Here is a 15,437-nt window from a genome sequence, read left to right on the forward strand (position 1 = left end):
GTCCCATGCGCATATTAGGGCCACAACCGGTGCCCAGGAACCAGTAGCCTTTGTACCGGAAGCTGAAGGTGGCCGCGCCAAACACTTTGAGGAAGGTGTTGCACCCGCTTTCAGACCATTTGGCGTCGTGGTTGCCTGGTATAATATACCAGGGCTTTTTCAGCCGGCTGATGATGCTTTTAGCCAGCGCCTCTTCTTCGTCTGATCCAAATTCCGTAATGTCGCCGGAGAACAGCACAAAAGCCAGGTCCGGCTGTGCATTAATGTCTGCGATGGTCCTTTCCAGGTCTTCCTGCGCTGTTTCATTGCCAATATGGGTATCTGATACCATGGCAAAGCGGAACAACGTATCCTGTGCCTGCACCGGCATTATAAAACCCAGGCAGCAAAGAAGAATGATATGTTTCATGAATTACAGTGTCTAATTACGAATTAATCAACTACGAATTACGAATTAAAATGCAGCGAATGAAATTTAATTACGAATTAGTTAATTACGAATTGAATGCGGCGCGCTTTTCCCTTTATAAGCATTTCCGTAATCCGTAATTAACCAATTCGTAATTCGTAATTAAATTACTCTTCCCATCCGGGGTTCTGCACCAGGTTTGTATTCAGCAGCAGCTCGGTGCGCGGCAGCGGGTACAGGTACTGCCTGGGGTCCACGAATTTTTTATTGGCAGCCGGGTGTACGATAATATTGCCGCTATTGCCTTCGCTCAGCGCATGGTCGGGCTGCAGGGCAAAGTATTGCAGGCTTTTATCCGGGTTGGCCGGCATGGTGGTTACAACCGCCAGGTCGTTTTTGCCGTCGCCGTCCAGGTCATAGGTGCCGGTGCCGGGAAAGTAGGCGCCTTTGAAATTTTCGGCCAGCAGCGGCCCTCTTTTCCAGCGCAGCACATCCTGGTAGCGGAAGCCTTCCATGGCCAGCTCTACACGGCGTTCGCGCCGTACTTCAAGTATAACGGGATCGGATATATTATACTGCGCCTGCAGCAGCGGGTCAATAGTTAATGCAGCCACCTGCATGGGCGGCATGCCTGCGCGGCTGCGCAGCAGGTTAACGGACATATCTGCATCGGCCTGTGTAAACTGTTTCAGCTCTGCTTTGGCTTCTGCGTAGTTCAGCAACACTTCTGCATAGCGGAATACCGGCAGGTCGTTGGAGTTGGTATTATAGCCATCCTGGTCGGTGCCGGTTACAAATTTAATGTTCTGGTAGCCGGTCATGGCGTTTGAATAATCAGGCGGCAGGGTAGTGTTGGTGCCAATGCGTTTGTAGCCCGGTGTACGGATGGTTTGGGAGAGGCGCGGGTCGCGGTTCTTCACTTCTTCCCAGTACGGCATGACGGCATAACCCGGCTGTTTGGAAAAGGGTGTGCCGTCTTTCATCAGGTAGCTGTTCACCAGGCTTTTGGTAAGGCCGGGCGCGCTCAGCGTAGGTGTTATAAACGTGCCGTTGGCTGCATGCGTTTTGGTAAGCGTGCGGTCGTATACCCGTGCCAGTATGTACTCGTCGGTATTGGCGGCATCGGCGGAAAACAGGTTCCCGTAATCGCTTTCCGGCTTGCCGGTGCTATACAGCTTATAAACGCCGCTTTGCATGATCTGCTGTGCAGCAGCAATGCCTTTTTCCAGCAGCTGGTTGCCGTTGCTCAGCCCAAGCTCGGTATGGTAAATACGGTAGGTGCCTTCAAATACGCATACCCGTGCTTTCAGCGCCAGCGCCGCCCATTTGGTAATGCGCGATGCATTTTTGGCGGTTTTTATGTTGGCGGCCGCATAATCCAGGTCGGCCAGCACGCTGTCGATCACCAGGCTGCGCGGATCGCGCGCTTTATACAGCTCTGCGCTGTTAGCCTCCAGGGGCTGGCTGTACCAGGGCACATCGCCAAAGCGCTGCACTTTCTGAAAATAAAAGAAGGCGCGGAAAAAGCGGGCAATGCCGGCATAGTTGGCTTTAATGGAGTCTGATATGGCGGCTTTGTTATAATGCGCCAGGAAGTAGTTGATGTTGCGCAGGGAGGTCCAGGTCCAGCCGGCATCGCCGGCAGAAGTGGGCACTACCATGCGCCCGGCTATCAGGTCGCTGATAACGCCCGGCTCCACGTTGTCGCTGGAAATATCGCCGGAATAAATCTCTGTGCCCGGCAGGTCTGCATAAAAGCTGTTCACATACAGGTCCAGGTCTTTTTCAGTATTAAAGAACGCCGGCGAAGTAATGTCGCTCAGGGGCAGACGGTCCAGGAAGTCTTTTTTACATGCGCAAAGGGCCGCTACTCCCAATACTATTAAAAACTTTTTCATTGCTGATGGTTTAGATCATTTAAAAATTCACATCCAGCCCGAAGGTGTAGGTGCGCTGTACCGGGTACACAAAGCCGGTACCGTTGGTTACGCCGCTGTCTACCTCATCGCCGATGGTTTCGGGGTCAAAGGCTTTGGAAAGACTGGTAAATTCAAACAGGTTCTGGCCGGAAAAGAACAGCCGTGCGCTGCTCAGGCTAATGCGGCGCGTCCAGCGCGCCGGCAGGGTATAGCCTACAGTAATGTTTTTCACGCGCAGGTAAGCGGCGTTCTGCAAATAACGGGTTTGCTTTACGCCCAGCTGCCGGGTGTCGTTGAGCGCATCGTATGCCCGTAAGCGTGGGAAGTAGGCGTCCGGGTGCTCAGGCGTCCAGTAGTTGTTGTAAATATGGTCATATACGGGCTGGTTCCAGCGGTTGTAAAAGCCCCAGAAAATGCCCGACTCTACGCCTGGCCAGAAATCCTGCTTTCCAACGCCCTGCAGGAACACATCAAGCGAAATACCATTCCAGCTGGCGCCTGCGCCAATGCCATAGGAGTAGCGCGGCTGGCTGTTGCCTATCCTGTACATATCGCCCGGGTCATCTACGGTATTCTTGCCATTATCTATTTTCTTATCCCCGTTGCGGTCTTCAAATTTAATATCGCCGGCCAGCGGGTGCCCGTTCAGGCTGTAGGAGGTGCTTTGCACCTTTTGCTGGTTTACGCCGTACTTCGCATATTCATCATCTGTTTGAAAAAAGCCCAGTGTGTGATAGCCCCATATTTCGCCTATTTCCTCACCTACATAAAAATCAGTGAGCGATTTATTGGGATTGTCGAACCGGGTTATCACAGAACGGCTGTCGGCCAGCACAACAGATACATGATAGGAGAAGGGTTTGCCGCCTAGCTGAAACTGGTCGCTCCATTTGAGAGAGAACTCCCAGCCTTTGGTGGAAAGGTCTGCTGCATTTTGCCGGGGCTCGCTGGCGCCCAGTACTGCCGGCAGCGTTCTGCCTTTGGTAAGCATGTTAATGGTGCGGCGGTTATACCAGTCGAACCCTGCTTCCAGGCGGTTGTTCAGCGTGGTGAGGTCTGCGCCGAAATCCAGGGTGGTAGCGGTTTCCCAGGTAAAGTCCAGCGGCACCAGCCCGGGCGCTTTAATGCCCAGGGGCTGCGAGCCGTCCAGGATGTCTGTTACCTTATATACGCTCATGGGCTGTATGTAATCGTATTCGCCTACCAGCTGGTTGCCTAATGATCCATAAGATGCGCGCACCTTAAAGTTGTTGAGCACATTTTTCAGGGGTTCAAAGAAAGGCTCGCGCGATACCAGCCATCCTGCAGATACCGACGGGAAAAAGCCAAAGCGGCTGCTGTCCGGGAAGCGGGAGGTGCCGTCGTAACGGCCGTTAAACTCCAGCAGGTAGCGGTCTTTATAGTCGTAGTTCAGGCGGTAAAACACGCCCAGCGTGGCCCATTCCTTTTTACTATCTCCCACTGTGGTAACGCCGGAGGTAAGATTGATGGAGCCCTGCGAAGGCGTAATATTATCATCGCGGCGCGCGGAGAAATAATTGTATTTGTTCAGCTCCTGGTTATAGCCTACCAGCGCTTTCAGGTGATGATCGCCAAAGCTGCGCGCATAATCGGCATACAGGTTCACGATATGGTCATAGGTTTCGCCCAGGGTTGACTGGTAATAGTCGGGGTTGGAGTAGTTGCTGATCACCCCCGGTTTGCTTTCATACTTCAGCTTCAGGCTTTGCACATCATTCCTGTTCTGCGACACCAGCAGGGTATAGTCGCCGTTAATGTGCAGGGTGTTATCCAGGAAGTTGGTTTGAAAGCCCAGGGTGTTCTTCAGCAGCTGGTTTTTCAACTGGCTGCGGCCGCCGTTCTGCAGCTGGCCAAAGGTAAGCATGCCGGCCTGCGTATAATTGCCGTTGGGCGTTTTTATAGCTTCATACGGGTTAGCGAATAAAGAGAGGTAGCGGTACACATTAAAGCCGCCGGAAACGATCTTGTTAGGCGCATCGTACAGGCCCTGTATCATTTCCACGTTATCGTACAGCTTTATCCAGCCGGCCAGCTGGTTCTCCAGCTTTAAACGGAAGCTATACTGCTTGTAGTCGTCTGTGGCTACGCGGAATGCGCCGCTTTTTTTCAGGTACCCTGCAGAAAGGTAATAGTTGGTGTTGCCCTTGCCGCCGGCCACGCTCAGGAAGTGGCGCGAAAAAGGCTGCCGGTCGTTGTAAAATTCATGGTACCAGTCCGTATTGGCGCCACGTATGAAATTACCGGTGGCGTCCACCCCCAGCTCGGGAAGGGACGGATACTCTTTGCGCTGCTGCAGGTAGGCAATTACGGCCGGCATGCCCGGCTGGTCGGAGCCGGCGTAACCTTTATACGCCTCATTTTGTATGGTGGCTGCTGCCAGCGGATCGTTGATCACATGCGGCAGGCGGGTAGGGTTGCTCCATCCCAGGCTGCCGGAGTAGCGCACCTGCACCTGCCCGCTTTTAGCTTTGCGGGTGGTAACCAGTATAACGCCAAAGGCTGCACGTGCGCCGTAAATGGCGGCAGATGCCGCGTCTTTCAACACGGTTACGCTGGCTACATCTTCGGGGTTCAGAAGGTTAATATCGCCGGGAGTGCCATCTATTAAAATAAGCGGGCCGCCGTTATTAATAGACGTATAGCCGCGTATGTTAAAGGAGCCGCCACGCCCGGGTTGGCCGTCGCCAAAAGTAACGTTCAGGTTGGGAATAACGCCCTGCAGGCCCTGTGCCACGTTGGTTACCGGGCGGTCTTCAAATACCTCTGCGCCTACCTGCGAAATGGCGCCGGTGATGTTCGCTTTTTTCTGCGTGCCGTAGCCTACCACAACTACCTGCGCCAGGGAGTCGTCGCGCAGTTTCATGCGTATGATCAGGTTAACAGGCTCTCCCTGTTTAATGGTATAGCCGTCCAGCACCTGTGTTTTATAGCCTACAAAGGAAAAGGTAAAGCTGTAACGGCCGCCGGACGTAAGGTTGGTAAAGCGGAACCAGCCTTTTTCGTCTGTAATCTGTAAGGCCGGGCTACCGTTGCCTGCGGGTGTGGCTTTTACAGAAACGCCGGGCAGCTTTTCGCCCAGCTCGTTCTGCACCACACCGGTTACGTAGGGTTTGTCCTGCGCCAGTACTGCTACGGGCGCCAGCAGCAACATAGCTGCGTATAACCGTAATAGTGAAAGATGTTGGTAGATGAATTGCATATGATGAATTTTTAAGACAATACTTTCCCCTTGGGCCCAATGGGCCCCTTTTAATGAATAATGAATAATTAAGAATTAATAATTAAGGACCGGTGTGAATACTTATGAAGCAGGTTACAGGAATGCAATATGCCATATACGCTATTGTTGCTTCTTAATCCACTCATTAAAGAAGGCATTGGTGCTTTAGTGTAACACCGCCCCTTTAATTATTAATTCTTCATTCTTAATTATTAATTTTTCTTCAGTGTGTACCTGCCTGAAGTGTTCTGTTCCAGTGTAAGCTCATTTAATAATGCAATGGTTTGAAGTACCTGTTCCGGCGTATCCGTATCACTGAATTCGGCCGTTACCCGTATGCCGGATAGGGCTTTTGTGCTATAGGTAATGTGTATATTAAAATGTTGTTCCAGGGCTTTCAGCACAGCAGGCAATGGCTGTTTGCGGAATACCAGCGCCTGGCTGCCGGCATTGGCTGTGTTGCCGCCGGTAATGTTTTCCGGCTGCGGGGATGCGCTGCGCACCTGTAGTTTGCCGCCGGTGGTATATAGCAGCTCGTCGCCGGGCTGCAGGTACACCGGTGCAAAAACGGCCTGCGTGTGGGCATAAGGGCGCACCATTACTTTGCCGCTATACAGCTTTACCGTTACGCGGTGCCCACTATTGTTTTCCGTAACCCTGAAGCTGGTGCCCAGGGCAGTGGTGGCAGTGTTGCCGGCGTATACGGTAAAGGGCCGGCGGCCGTCTTTGGCTACATGAAAGCGCGCATCTCCTTTTAGCCAAACGTCCCTTTTATTGCTGTCAAAACCTGCGCGCAGGCGCAGGCTGCTGCCGGGATGCAGCTGTACCGCGGAGCTGTCGTCCAGCATTAGCCGTATGGTTGTATTGCCGGTGTTGCGGTAATCGCGGTAAACAACAGGCGCGGTGCTGCTTTGCTGTAACGGCTGCGCGGTACGTATGCTGCCGGTATGCTGCTGCACCGTCATCCATGCCAGAACGGCGGCGCCGGTTACAACCGCGGCAGCGGCTATGCCGCGTAACAATTTGCGGCGGCGCGTAGTAAATGTTATTTGCCGGCGTATGTGCCGCAGCACTTTTTCTGTTATTGCCGGGTGCAGCCGCTGGCCGGGGGTAAAAGCCTCCCAGTCGGCTGCGTGCAGGTATTCCTCCATAGCTTCAGGGTGATCGCTGAAGTACTGCAGTATCACTATTTCCTCCTCTTCGGTGCACTGTCCGTTAATGAACCGCTGGTATTGCTCCCGTGTTAATGGCATAATAGCTCACGCATTTATATACACTACGTTCGGGCAGATAAAATCCCTTACCTGTTAACAATTTATTTAAATGGGGTAAAGCAGGGTATCAGCAAAGGAAGGTGAGGAGGGCGCGGCGCAGCTGTTTCAGCGCCTTGGTAATATGCACTTCTACGGTTTTAGGGGAGATGGCCAGCAGGCGGGAGATCTCTTTGTGCGAAAGCCCGTCGATGCGGCTTAGCATGAACACTTTTTTGCGTACCGGCGGCAGCTTGTCCATTTCGCGGTGCAGCTGGTAAATGGTGTCGCGGTTGGCTGGTTCGGCAGCCAGCCCTTTCTGCAGCATATCGGCAGTGTAGGATTGCAAAAAATGCTGATGGTGGCGGTTACGGCGCACCATATCTATGAGCGATGTTTTGGCAATGCGGAACACCTGTTCGGAAAGGGTATGGGAGGCAGACAGCTGCTGCCGGTAATGCCACAGCTTTACAAAAGTGGTTTGCAGCAGTTCTTCGGACCAAAGCTGGGAACGGGTATGTTTCAGGAAATAGAAATACAATTTTTCGTGATAGGTATGATATACCTGCTCAAATGTTTCCCGGTGTCCCTCTTTTAATGCAAGTATCTCTTCCACGTACCTTAGTTTTCGTAGGCAAAGTTTGCAAAAACTGAAGATAGTGTTTATTAAGGAATAATTAATTCTATTTCAAACCGGATTTGGATTTTGTTTTTTTTCCGATTATTTTGGTAATCAGTTGCAAGCCATGTAGCATTCAGATAGAGAGAACGTTATGAAAAACCACTAACCAGGTACTATCTATGCATAACCTCCAGGCAATAAAAGACTTGTTTGATAGCATCTGCCAGCAAGATGATATGGCTGCCTATCAGCAGCTGTTTGTTATGATGGAAGCGCCGCTTGTTGCATTTATGAGGGCCCTGGTAGGGGCAGAGGAGGTAGCCGAAGAGCTGTATTCCGATCTGTTCCTGAAAATATGGGCCCGGCGTCATGCACTGCCGGCAGTTGACCAGCCGCGTAATTATATTTATACGATGGCCCGTAACCTGGCCCTGGATTACCTGAAAAAGGAGCGGCACCTTCACAGTATTGAGTTTCATGAAATTGATCCTTTGCAGGTGCAGGACCAGTCGCCCACACCCGAAGAGCAGGTGATCTCTAAAGAGATGATCCGCAAAATAGAAGGCGCCATTAATGTGCTGCCTGCCCGCTGCCGTCTTATTTTTAAGATGGTGAAGGAAGACGGCTTTAAATACAAAGAGGTTGCCGCCCTGCTGGGCATTTCCATAAACACCGTAGAGGTGCAGATGTCTATAGCGCTTAAGAAGGTGGCAGCATCCGTGAAGTTCAAGACCATAGCGTGAGAAGCAAAAAGCAAAAGGCAAAAAGCAAAAAGCAGAAAGTGGGAGGTTAAGGGGACGGCGAATATAAAAAGATAGATAAGAGCAGGGCGGCTCAGGGATAGCCAAGGGATAGTCAAGGGGCAGTGTATTATCAGACATTATATTATAGATATCATATTGAAATAGATGTCGTATCATATTGCATCATATCACGTCGTATCATATACTGCACCTGGTAATAACAAGCTAAAGCAAGCCTTACACTGTAATACAACACTGCTGTAAAGTCACACTGCCCGGCTGATGCTGCCGGTCCGGCTAACGGACCTTGTCCGGCGTGATGCGCTTGATAAAGCCCTATAATAATACAATGCTGATACGCCAGCCCGTGCTTCATAGAAGTACAAAACAGGCGGGCGCAGTCCGGAGCCGGACCGGCAAATCAGCCGAACCAGGGCTTCAGTAACAATCAGCCGCACAGGTCAGCAAATCAGCCGCCACCAGGTTTCAGCGTAGTCCTATACCAACAGCCCGGGCCCCACAAACTATCGGGGCTTTCTCTTCCAACCAATACCCAAAATAAAAAGTTTAAAAATTTTTTCCATCCCCTTAATGGTAACACTCAAAATACACCGTCTATATTAATAACGCATCTGTTGTTTACATGAACGCACCGGAATCTATCTTTTACAAACTGTTGTTGAGAAAGATCAGCGGAGAGCTGACAGCTAAAGAAAAGCTGCTGCTGGCCGAACTGCTGAAAGCGTTCCCGGAATTTTCAGAAGCGTATGAAACCGTGCAGTGGCTGTGGAAAGATGCGGGTATTACCTCCGCCCCGAGATCTACAGTACGGTCAAAACGCATGCTGGAACAACATATGCAACGGCTACAGGCAAAGGGCCTGCTGCCGGAAATAACTGCGCTGCCAAATAAAGTGTCAGACGGACACAATACCGCAAAGCGCCGCTACTACTGGCTGGGCGGCACGGCCATGGCAGCCCTGCTGGCCGGCGCGCTGCTGTTATTATGGCCGCAACGCGGGGGGCAGCAGCTGCTGGAAAAGCGGCATCCCAATATGGTGATGACCCGCCCCGGGTCCCGCACCAAGCTCATACTGCCGGATGGCACTACTGTTTGGCTCAATGCCAGCAGCAAGCTTACCTATGGCAACGACTTTATGGAAAAAGAACGCCGCGTGCAGCTCGAAGGGGAGGCCTATTTTGATGTAGTAAAAAACGACAGTAAACCTTTTATTATTAATACCGCTATAATGAATGTACGGGTACTGGGCACCTCCCTGAACGTACGTTATTATGCCGGCGATAAAAAAGCGGAAACCGTGCTTATAAAAGGCAAGATAGAGGTGCAGGTAAAACGCCGCCCGCAGGAGCGGTATCTCCTCAGCTCACTGGAAAAGCTGAGCGTGGCTGCGGCCGCGCCGGATGTGCATCCTAAAAAAGAGCTGTCGATCTCCAATGTGGATGTTATTGGTAAAGACAGCACCATTGCGGAAACTGCCTGGATAGACAATGAGCTGATATTTACGGGCGAGCCGCTCGCCGAGCTGGCAGGCAGAATGGAGCGCTGGTTTGATGTGAGGGTAACGGTAAAGGGCATACGGCTGCAGCAGTTCAGGATGAGCGGATCCTTTAAAGACGAGTCGCCGGAGCAGGCCCTGAAAGCCATCAGCCTCATTACCGGCTGTAAGTACAGGCTAAAAGACCACGTTGCGCTGCTGTACGATGAAGAGTAAGCAGCAGCTATAAAGAAAAACTGATTTATCAACCTAAAAGCCACGTTATGTTACCATCAGCCAAGAACAAATGAAAAACGGGAAATGTGAGCGCATTTCCCGTAAAAGCCAAAATCTCATGCTGGTAAGTGAGCGCTTGCCAGACATGCCATTTTATTCATCTTTCAAACCAAATGTATGAAAAAATTTGACTTGTTGGAGGACAGGCATCCCTTTGCCCGTAAGTCAATACTGTGTATGAAGCTAACCGTTCTCTTTCTATTCACCACCGTTCTGCAGGCCGCTGCCAGCACTGTTTACTCGCAGGAAGCGAAAGTAACACTGAAACAGGAAAATAAAAGTATCAAGCAGCTGTTCCGTCGTATTGCGCAGCAAACCAGCTATCGTTTTATCTACCAGGAAGATGCAGCTTCGCTGGATAAGCTGGTGTCAGTAAACGTACAGGAAAAACCGGTATCTGAAGTGCTGGATATGGCGCTTAATAACACCGGCTTTGGTTTCCGCATGGTAAACGAGAACCTGATTGTAATATCGCCCAGGGGCAGCGCAGTGCAGGATATTGTGGTAAAAGGGCGTGTGCTGGACCAGCACAAACAGCCGGTGCCCGGCGCCACCATTAAGCTTGATGGCACCAACAAAGGCACCACTACCGATGCTACCGGCGCATTTACGCTGTCGGTGCCTGCATCCGCAAAAATAACAGTAACGGCCATAGGTTTCCTGGCGCAAACCATTACCGTAACAAACGCCGGCCCGCTCAATATTACGCTGCAGGAAGACACCAAAGGCCTCAGCGAAGTAGTGGTAGTAGGGTACGGCTCGCAGAAAAGGGAGTCCGTAACAGGATCGGTAGCTACCATCAGGGGCGCCGACCTGGTAAAATCCCCTGCCACCAACCTCAGTAACTCCATTGCCGGCCGCATGCCCGGCGTTACCGCCATGCAAAACACCGGGGAGCCGGGTTACGACGGCTCAACCATCCGCATACGCGGCTCCAACACCCTGGGTAATAACGATCCGCTGATAGTGATAGACGGGGTGGCTGCCCGTACCGGCGGCCTGGAGCGCCTGAACCCTGCCGACATTGAAAGCATGTCGGTGCTGAAAGACGCCTCTGCCGCCATTTATGGTGCGCGTGCAGCCAACGGCGTTATACTGGTTACCACCAAGCGCGGTAAAACCGGCAAACCGGTGCTTACCTACAACTTCAACCAGGGATGGTCGCAACCTACCCATATACCTGAAATGGCCAATGCGCAGGAATATGCGCAAATCAGGAATGAGCTGAGCCTCTATAAGAACGTAGCGCCCACAGAATGGAACGATGCGTGGAGCGCCTATAAACAAAGCGGCAGCTATACATCTCCGTCTTCCGGCAATACCTGGACGCCGCCTTTCAGCCAGGAAGACCTGAAGCTGTATGCAGACGGCTCCGATCCATGGGGCCATCCGAATACAGACTGGTACAAGTCTACCCTTAAAACATGGTCGCCGGTAGCCAATCATAGCCTGCAGCTGTCCGGCGGTACAGATGCGATCCGTTACCTTACCTCATTCGGCTACCAGAAGCAGGAAGGCTATTATAAACAATCCGCCACCGGCTTTGACCAGTACAGCCTCCGTATAAACCTGGATGGTAAGATCAACAAGTACATGAGCGTAAGCGTTGACATGTTGGGCCGCCAGGAAAACCGTAATTTTCCTACCCGCAGCGCCGGCGACATATTCCGTATGCTTATGCGCGGAAAGCCCACGGAGCCTGCTTTCTGGCCTAACGGTATGCCCGGCCCGGATATTGAATACGGCAACAACCCCGTGGTGATCACCACCAGCCAAACCGGTTATGACCGCGATAAACGCTACTATGTGCAAACCAATGCCCGCCTGGATATTAGCGTACCCTGGGTACCGGGCCTGAAGCTGAGCGGCAACATTGCATTCGATAAATACCTGAAACGTACCAAAACCTGGCAAACACCCTGGTACCTGTACACCTGGGACGGCACCAGCTATGAAGCCGATGGTAAAACGCCCAAGCTTACACGCAGCAAGCGCGGTACCGACCAGGCTACGCTGGCGCAGGGTGATGAAGACCAGACCAACAAGCTGCTGCGCGGCCTGTTAACCTACGACCATACCACAAAGAGCGGCCACACCGTAAACCTGGTGTTTGGTATTGAAAAGGAAACCGTGAACAACGATAACTTTTCCGCCTCCCGCAAATACTTTATCTCTTCTGCCATTGACCAGCTGGTAGCCGGCGGCGATGCAGAAAAAACCAACGACGGCGGCGCCTGGGATCGCGCCCGGCTGAACTACTTTGGCCGCGCTGCCTATAATTACAAGGAAAAATACCTGGCGGAATTTGTTTGGCGTGTTGATGGCTCGTACATGTTCCCCGCGCCCACCCGCTTCGGCTTTTTCCCCGGTATACTCGCCGGCTGGCGTATATCTGAAGAAAATTTCTGGAAAGAGAACGTGCACTTCATGAATTACCTGAAGCTGCGCGCATCCTGGGGCCGCCTGGGTAATGACCAGATCTACTTCGATGACAACGGCGACGGCTCCCTTACCCTGCAGGAATACCAGTACTACGGTACTTACGGCTTTAACAGCTACATCCTGAACAACCAGATGGCCAAATCCATATTTGAAGCCCGCCTGGCAAACCCCAACATTACCTGGGAAGTAGCCAATAACTACAATATTGGTTTGGACGGCCAGCTGCTCGACGGCAAAATATACTTTGAACTGGACGCGTTCATGAACAAACGTTCCGGTATACTGGTGCGCAGGAATGCTTCCATTCCCCAAACCACCGGCATGACGCTGCCTGCGGAAAACCTGGGTAAGGTAGATAATAAAGGCTGGGAGTTTAACATCGGCTATACCAATAAAGTTGGCGAGCTTAGCTACGACCTGAGCGTGAACGGCGGTTACGCCAAAAACACCATTAAGTTCTGGGACGAGCCGCCCGGCGCACCGGAATGGCAGAAGTCAACCGGCCGCACTATGAATACCCAGATCTATTATGAATACGACGGCGTGTTCAAAGACTATAACGATATTAAAGACAATACCATTGACTACAGCGCCCTTACCAACGACCTGCGCCCCGGCGATATGAAGTTCAGGGATGTTAACGGCGACGGTAAAATAAACGGGGATGATAAAGTGCGCATGACCAAGAACAACCAGCCCACCTTTACCGGCGGTTTTAACGCCAACCTCCAATGGCGCAACTTCGACTTCTCTATGCTCGTACAGGGCGCTACCGGCGGCGCTTTGCACATCAATACAGAGTCAGGGGAGATCGGCAACTTTACCAAAGATTACTATGACCACCGCTGGAGCCCGGACAATCCAAGCAGTGTAGACCCGCGCGTGAACGACCGTAACGATACTTACTGGGCCACCGGTAATACCTACTGGTTCCGCAGCACTAATTATATACGCCTCAAGAACGTGGAGATAGGCTATAACCTGTCCGACCTGGTAAAAAAGCGCATCGGCATCAGCTCCCTGCGCGTGTATGCGAACTGCCTGAACCTGTTCACCATCGACAAGCTGGGCATACTGGATCCCGAGTCTGTTAGCGGCAACGGCCAGTACTATCCGCAGGCAAGGGTGATCAATGCAGGTTTTTCATTAACATTTTAAAGCACAACAGTATGCAGCACATAATAAAACGTATATACATAGGGGTGGCCCTGGCGGCAGGCGTAATGATAACGGCATGCAACAAAGATTTCCTGAATACGCAGCCGCGTAATGAAGCCGCTGAAGACCTGGTGTTCAGCGACCCCGGTTTAACAGAAGCATTTGTAAACGAAATATATAACGGTTTAAGCAGTGGCGGTTTCCTGGAAACCATGCTGGCCTCCGCTACCGATGAAACCATGTTTACCCATGGTTATGGTATGAAAAATATGGTAGAAGCTACCATCAGCCCCACGGATGCGGAGTATGTGACCAGCCGCAGCACCATGAAGTGGGATGAGATGTACAAGCGCATTCGCGCCTGTAACAAATTCTTTACTAAGATCGACGGCGTGCCTTTTGACGACAGCAGCGTCAGGGACCGCCTGAAAGGGGAAGTATATTTTCTGCGCGCTTATTTTTACCACCAGCTGGTGCGCGGCTATGGCGCCGTACCGCTGGTAGATACCGTATATGCTTTGGGGCAAACTGATTACACCGTTGCGCGCAATACTTTTGAGGAATGCGTGAACTTTATTGTAAAGGATTGCGACTCTGCGGCCCATCTTCTTCACCAGAAAGAAGGCATTACTGTGAAAGGCCGCGCAACGGAAGGCGCTGCGCTGGCGCTCAAATCCCGCATACTTGTTTATGCAGCCAGCGACCTGCACGACATTCCTACTGCAAAAAGCAAATCGCCTGTAATAGCCGGTTTTTCCAACCCCGAGCTGCTGGGTTATGTAAGCGGCGACCGCAGGGCGCGCTGGCAAAAAGCCAAAGACGCCGCCAAGGCGCTGATTGACCTTAACATGTACTCCCTGCAAAGCCCCGAGCCGGCCAGCGCCCAGGAAGCTACCACCAACATACAGGGCATGTTCCTGAAAGACAACAGCGAAAGCATTTTCTCCCGCTACTTCACCAATGATAAAGATGAACCGGGCGGCAACGTTGGCTTGTACAACGGCCTCAATGGCTACCATAACTGGGCCGGCAACACGCCCACGCAATTGCTGGTAGACGATTATGAAATGATCGACGGCACTGCTTTTGACTGGAACAACCCTGCAGAAAAGGCCAATCCCTACCAGAACCGTGATCCCCGCTTTTACGCCAGCATTATTTATGACGGCTCGCAATGGCGCAAACGCCCTGCAGATGTGCAGGCCAAAGACCCGTACAACCAGGCGCAAACCGGCAAATACGAAGTATGGAACGGCAGCCAGGTAGTGCCCAACCCCGGCCTTGATACCCGCTCCGGTCCGGTAGAAGACTGGAACGGCAGCTTTACCGGCTACTACATCAAAAAGTTCATTGATACTACCGTAGATGCGCAGTTCTATAACCAGGAAGTGCCCTATCCCTTTTTCCGCTATACAGAAGTGGTATTGAATTACGTGGAAGCCTGCATTGAGCTGGGAGAGGACGCTGAAGCGCGCACTTACCTGAACATGATACGCAAGCGCGCCTTTATGCCGGAAATCACCGCTGCCGGCGATGAGCTGCGCACCCGGTACCGCCATGAAAGGGAAATTGAAATGGTGTTTGAAGAGCAGCGCTTCTATGACGTGCGCCGCTGGATGATACCGCAAAATACCGTAGGACGGCCGTTGAAAGGCATTAATATTACCGCCACCTTAAAGCCGGGCAGCAAGGTAACCATTTACCATTACGACCCGGTAAACTACAACTACAGCTATGTGCCCATTACCATGGAAGCGGAAAAGCGCCTGTGGCTGGATAAGATGTACTTTATGCCCATACAGCGCGATGAAATAAACCGTAATAGCAAGCTGGTGCAAAATCCCGGCTATTAAGAGATATA

At 51.8% G+C, this 15,437-nt stretch carries 9 protein-coding genes; 4 read left to right on the forward strand and 5 right to left on the reverse strand.

Annotation, left to right across the window (positions count from 1 at the left end):
- From VFS25_RS13125 to VFS25_RS13145, 5 genes are all read right to left on the reverse strand, one after another.
- On the reverse strand, positions 1-409 hold a 409-nt coding region (locus VFS25_RS13125), incomplete at its 3' end, for a metallophosphoesterase family protein (protein ID WP_326462606.1).
- 167 nt (positions 410-576) lie between these two features.
- Positions 577-2,307, reverse strand: a complete 1,731-nt coding sequence (locus VFS25_RS13130) for a RagB/SusD family nutrient uptake outer membrane protein (RefSeq protein ID WP_326462607.1) — start codon at positions 2,305-2,307, stop codon at positions 577-579.
- Positions 2,308-2,326: 19 nt separating this feature from the next.
- Positions 2,327-5,548 (reverse strand): TonB-dependent receptor, encoded by a 3,222-nt coding sequence (locus VFS25_RS13135; protein ID WP_326462608.1) that lies wholly within the window; start codon positions 5,546-5,548, stop codon positions 2,327-2,329.
- A gap of 233 nt (positions 5,549-5,781) precedes the next feature.
- Complete coding sequence (locus VFS25_RS13140) at positions 5,782-6,822, reverse strand: FecR family protein (RefSeq protein WP_326462609.1); 1,041 nt, start codon at positions 6,820-6,822, stop codon at positions 5,782-5,784.
- An 88-nt stretch (positions 6,823-6,910) separates the two neighbouring features.
- Positions 6,911-7,435 carry an RNA polymerase sigma factor gene (locus VFS25_RS13145; RefSeq protein ID WP_326462610.1) on the reverse strand — a complete coding sequence of 175 codons (525 nt, stop codon included), beginning with the start codon at positions 7,433-7,435 and terminating at the stop codon, positions 6,911-6,913.
- Positions 7,436-7,620: 185 nt separating this feature from the next.
- Between VFS25_RS13145 and VFS25_RS13150 the strand changes: the two genes are divergently transcribed.
- From VFS25_RS13150 to VFS25_RS13165, 4 genes are all read left to right on the forward strand, one after another.
- Positions 7,621-8,184 (forward strand): RNA polymerase sigma-70 factor, encoded by a 564-nt coding sequence (locus tag VFS25_RS13150; protein ID WP_326462611.1) that lies wholly within the window; start codon positions 7,621-7,623, stop codon positions 8,182-8,184.
- 643 nt (positions 8,185-8,827) lie between these two features.
- Complete coding sequence (locus tag VFS25_RS13155; RefSeq protein WP_326462612.1) at positions 8,828-9,916, forward strand: FecR family protein; 1,089 nt, start codon at positions 8,828-8,830, stop codon at positions 9,914-9,916.
- A gap of 177 nt (positions 9,917-10,093) precedes the next feature.
- Complete coding sequence (locus VFS25_RS13160) at positions 10,094-13,576, forward strand: TonB-dependent receptor (RefSeq protein ID WP_326462613.1); 3,483 nt, start codon at positions 10,094-10,096, stop codon at positions 13,574-13,576.
- An 11-nt stretch (positions 13,577-13,587) separates the two neighbouring features.
- Entirely contained in the window at positions 13,588-15,429 is a 1,842-nt protein-coding gene (locus VFS25_RS13165) for a RagB/SusD family nutrient uptake outer membrane protein (RefSeq protein ID WP_326462614.1), read from the forward strand.
- Positions 15,430-15,437: the final 8 nt, after the last annotated feature.

The organism is Chitinophaga sp. (genome assembly GCF_035761305.1).
Lineage (GTDB): Bacteria > Bacteroidota > Bacteroidia > Chitinophagales > Chitinophagaceae > Chitinophaga.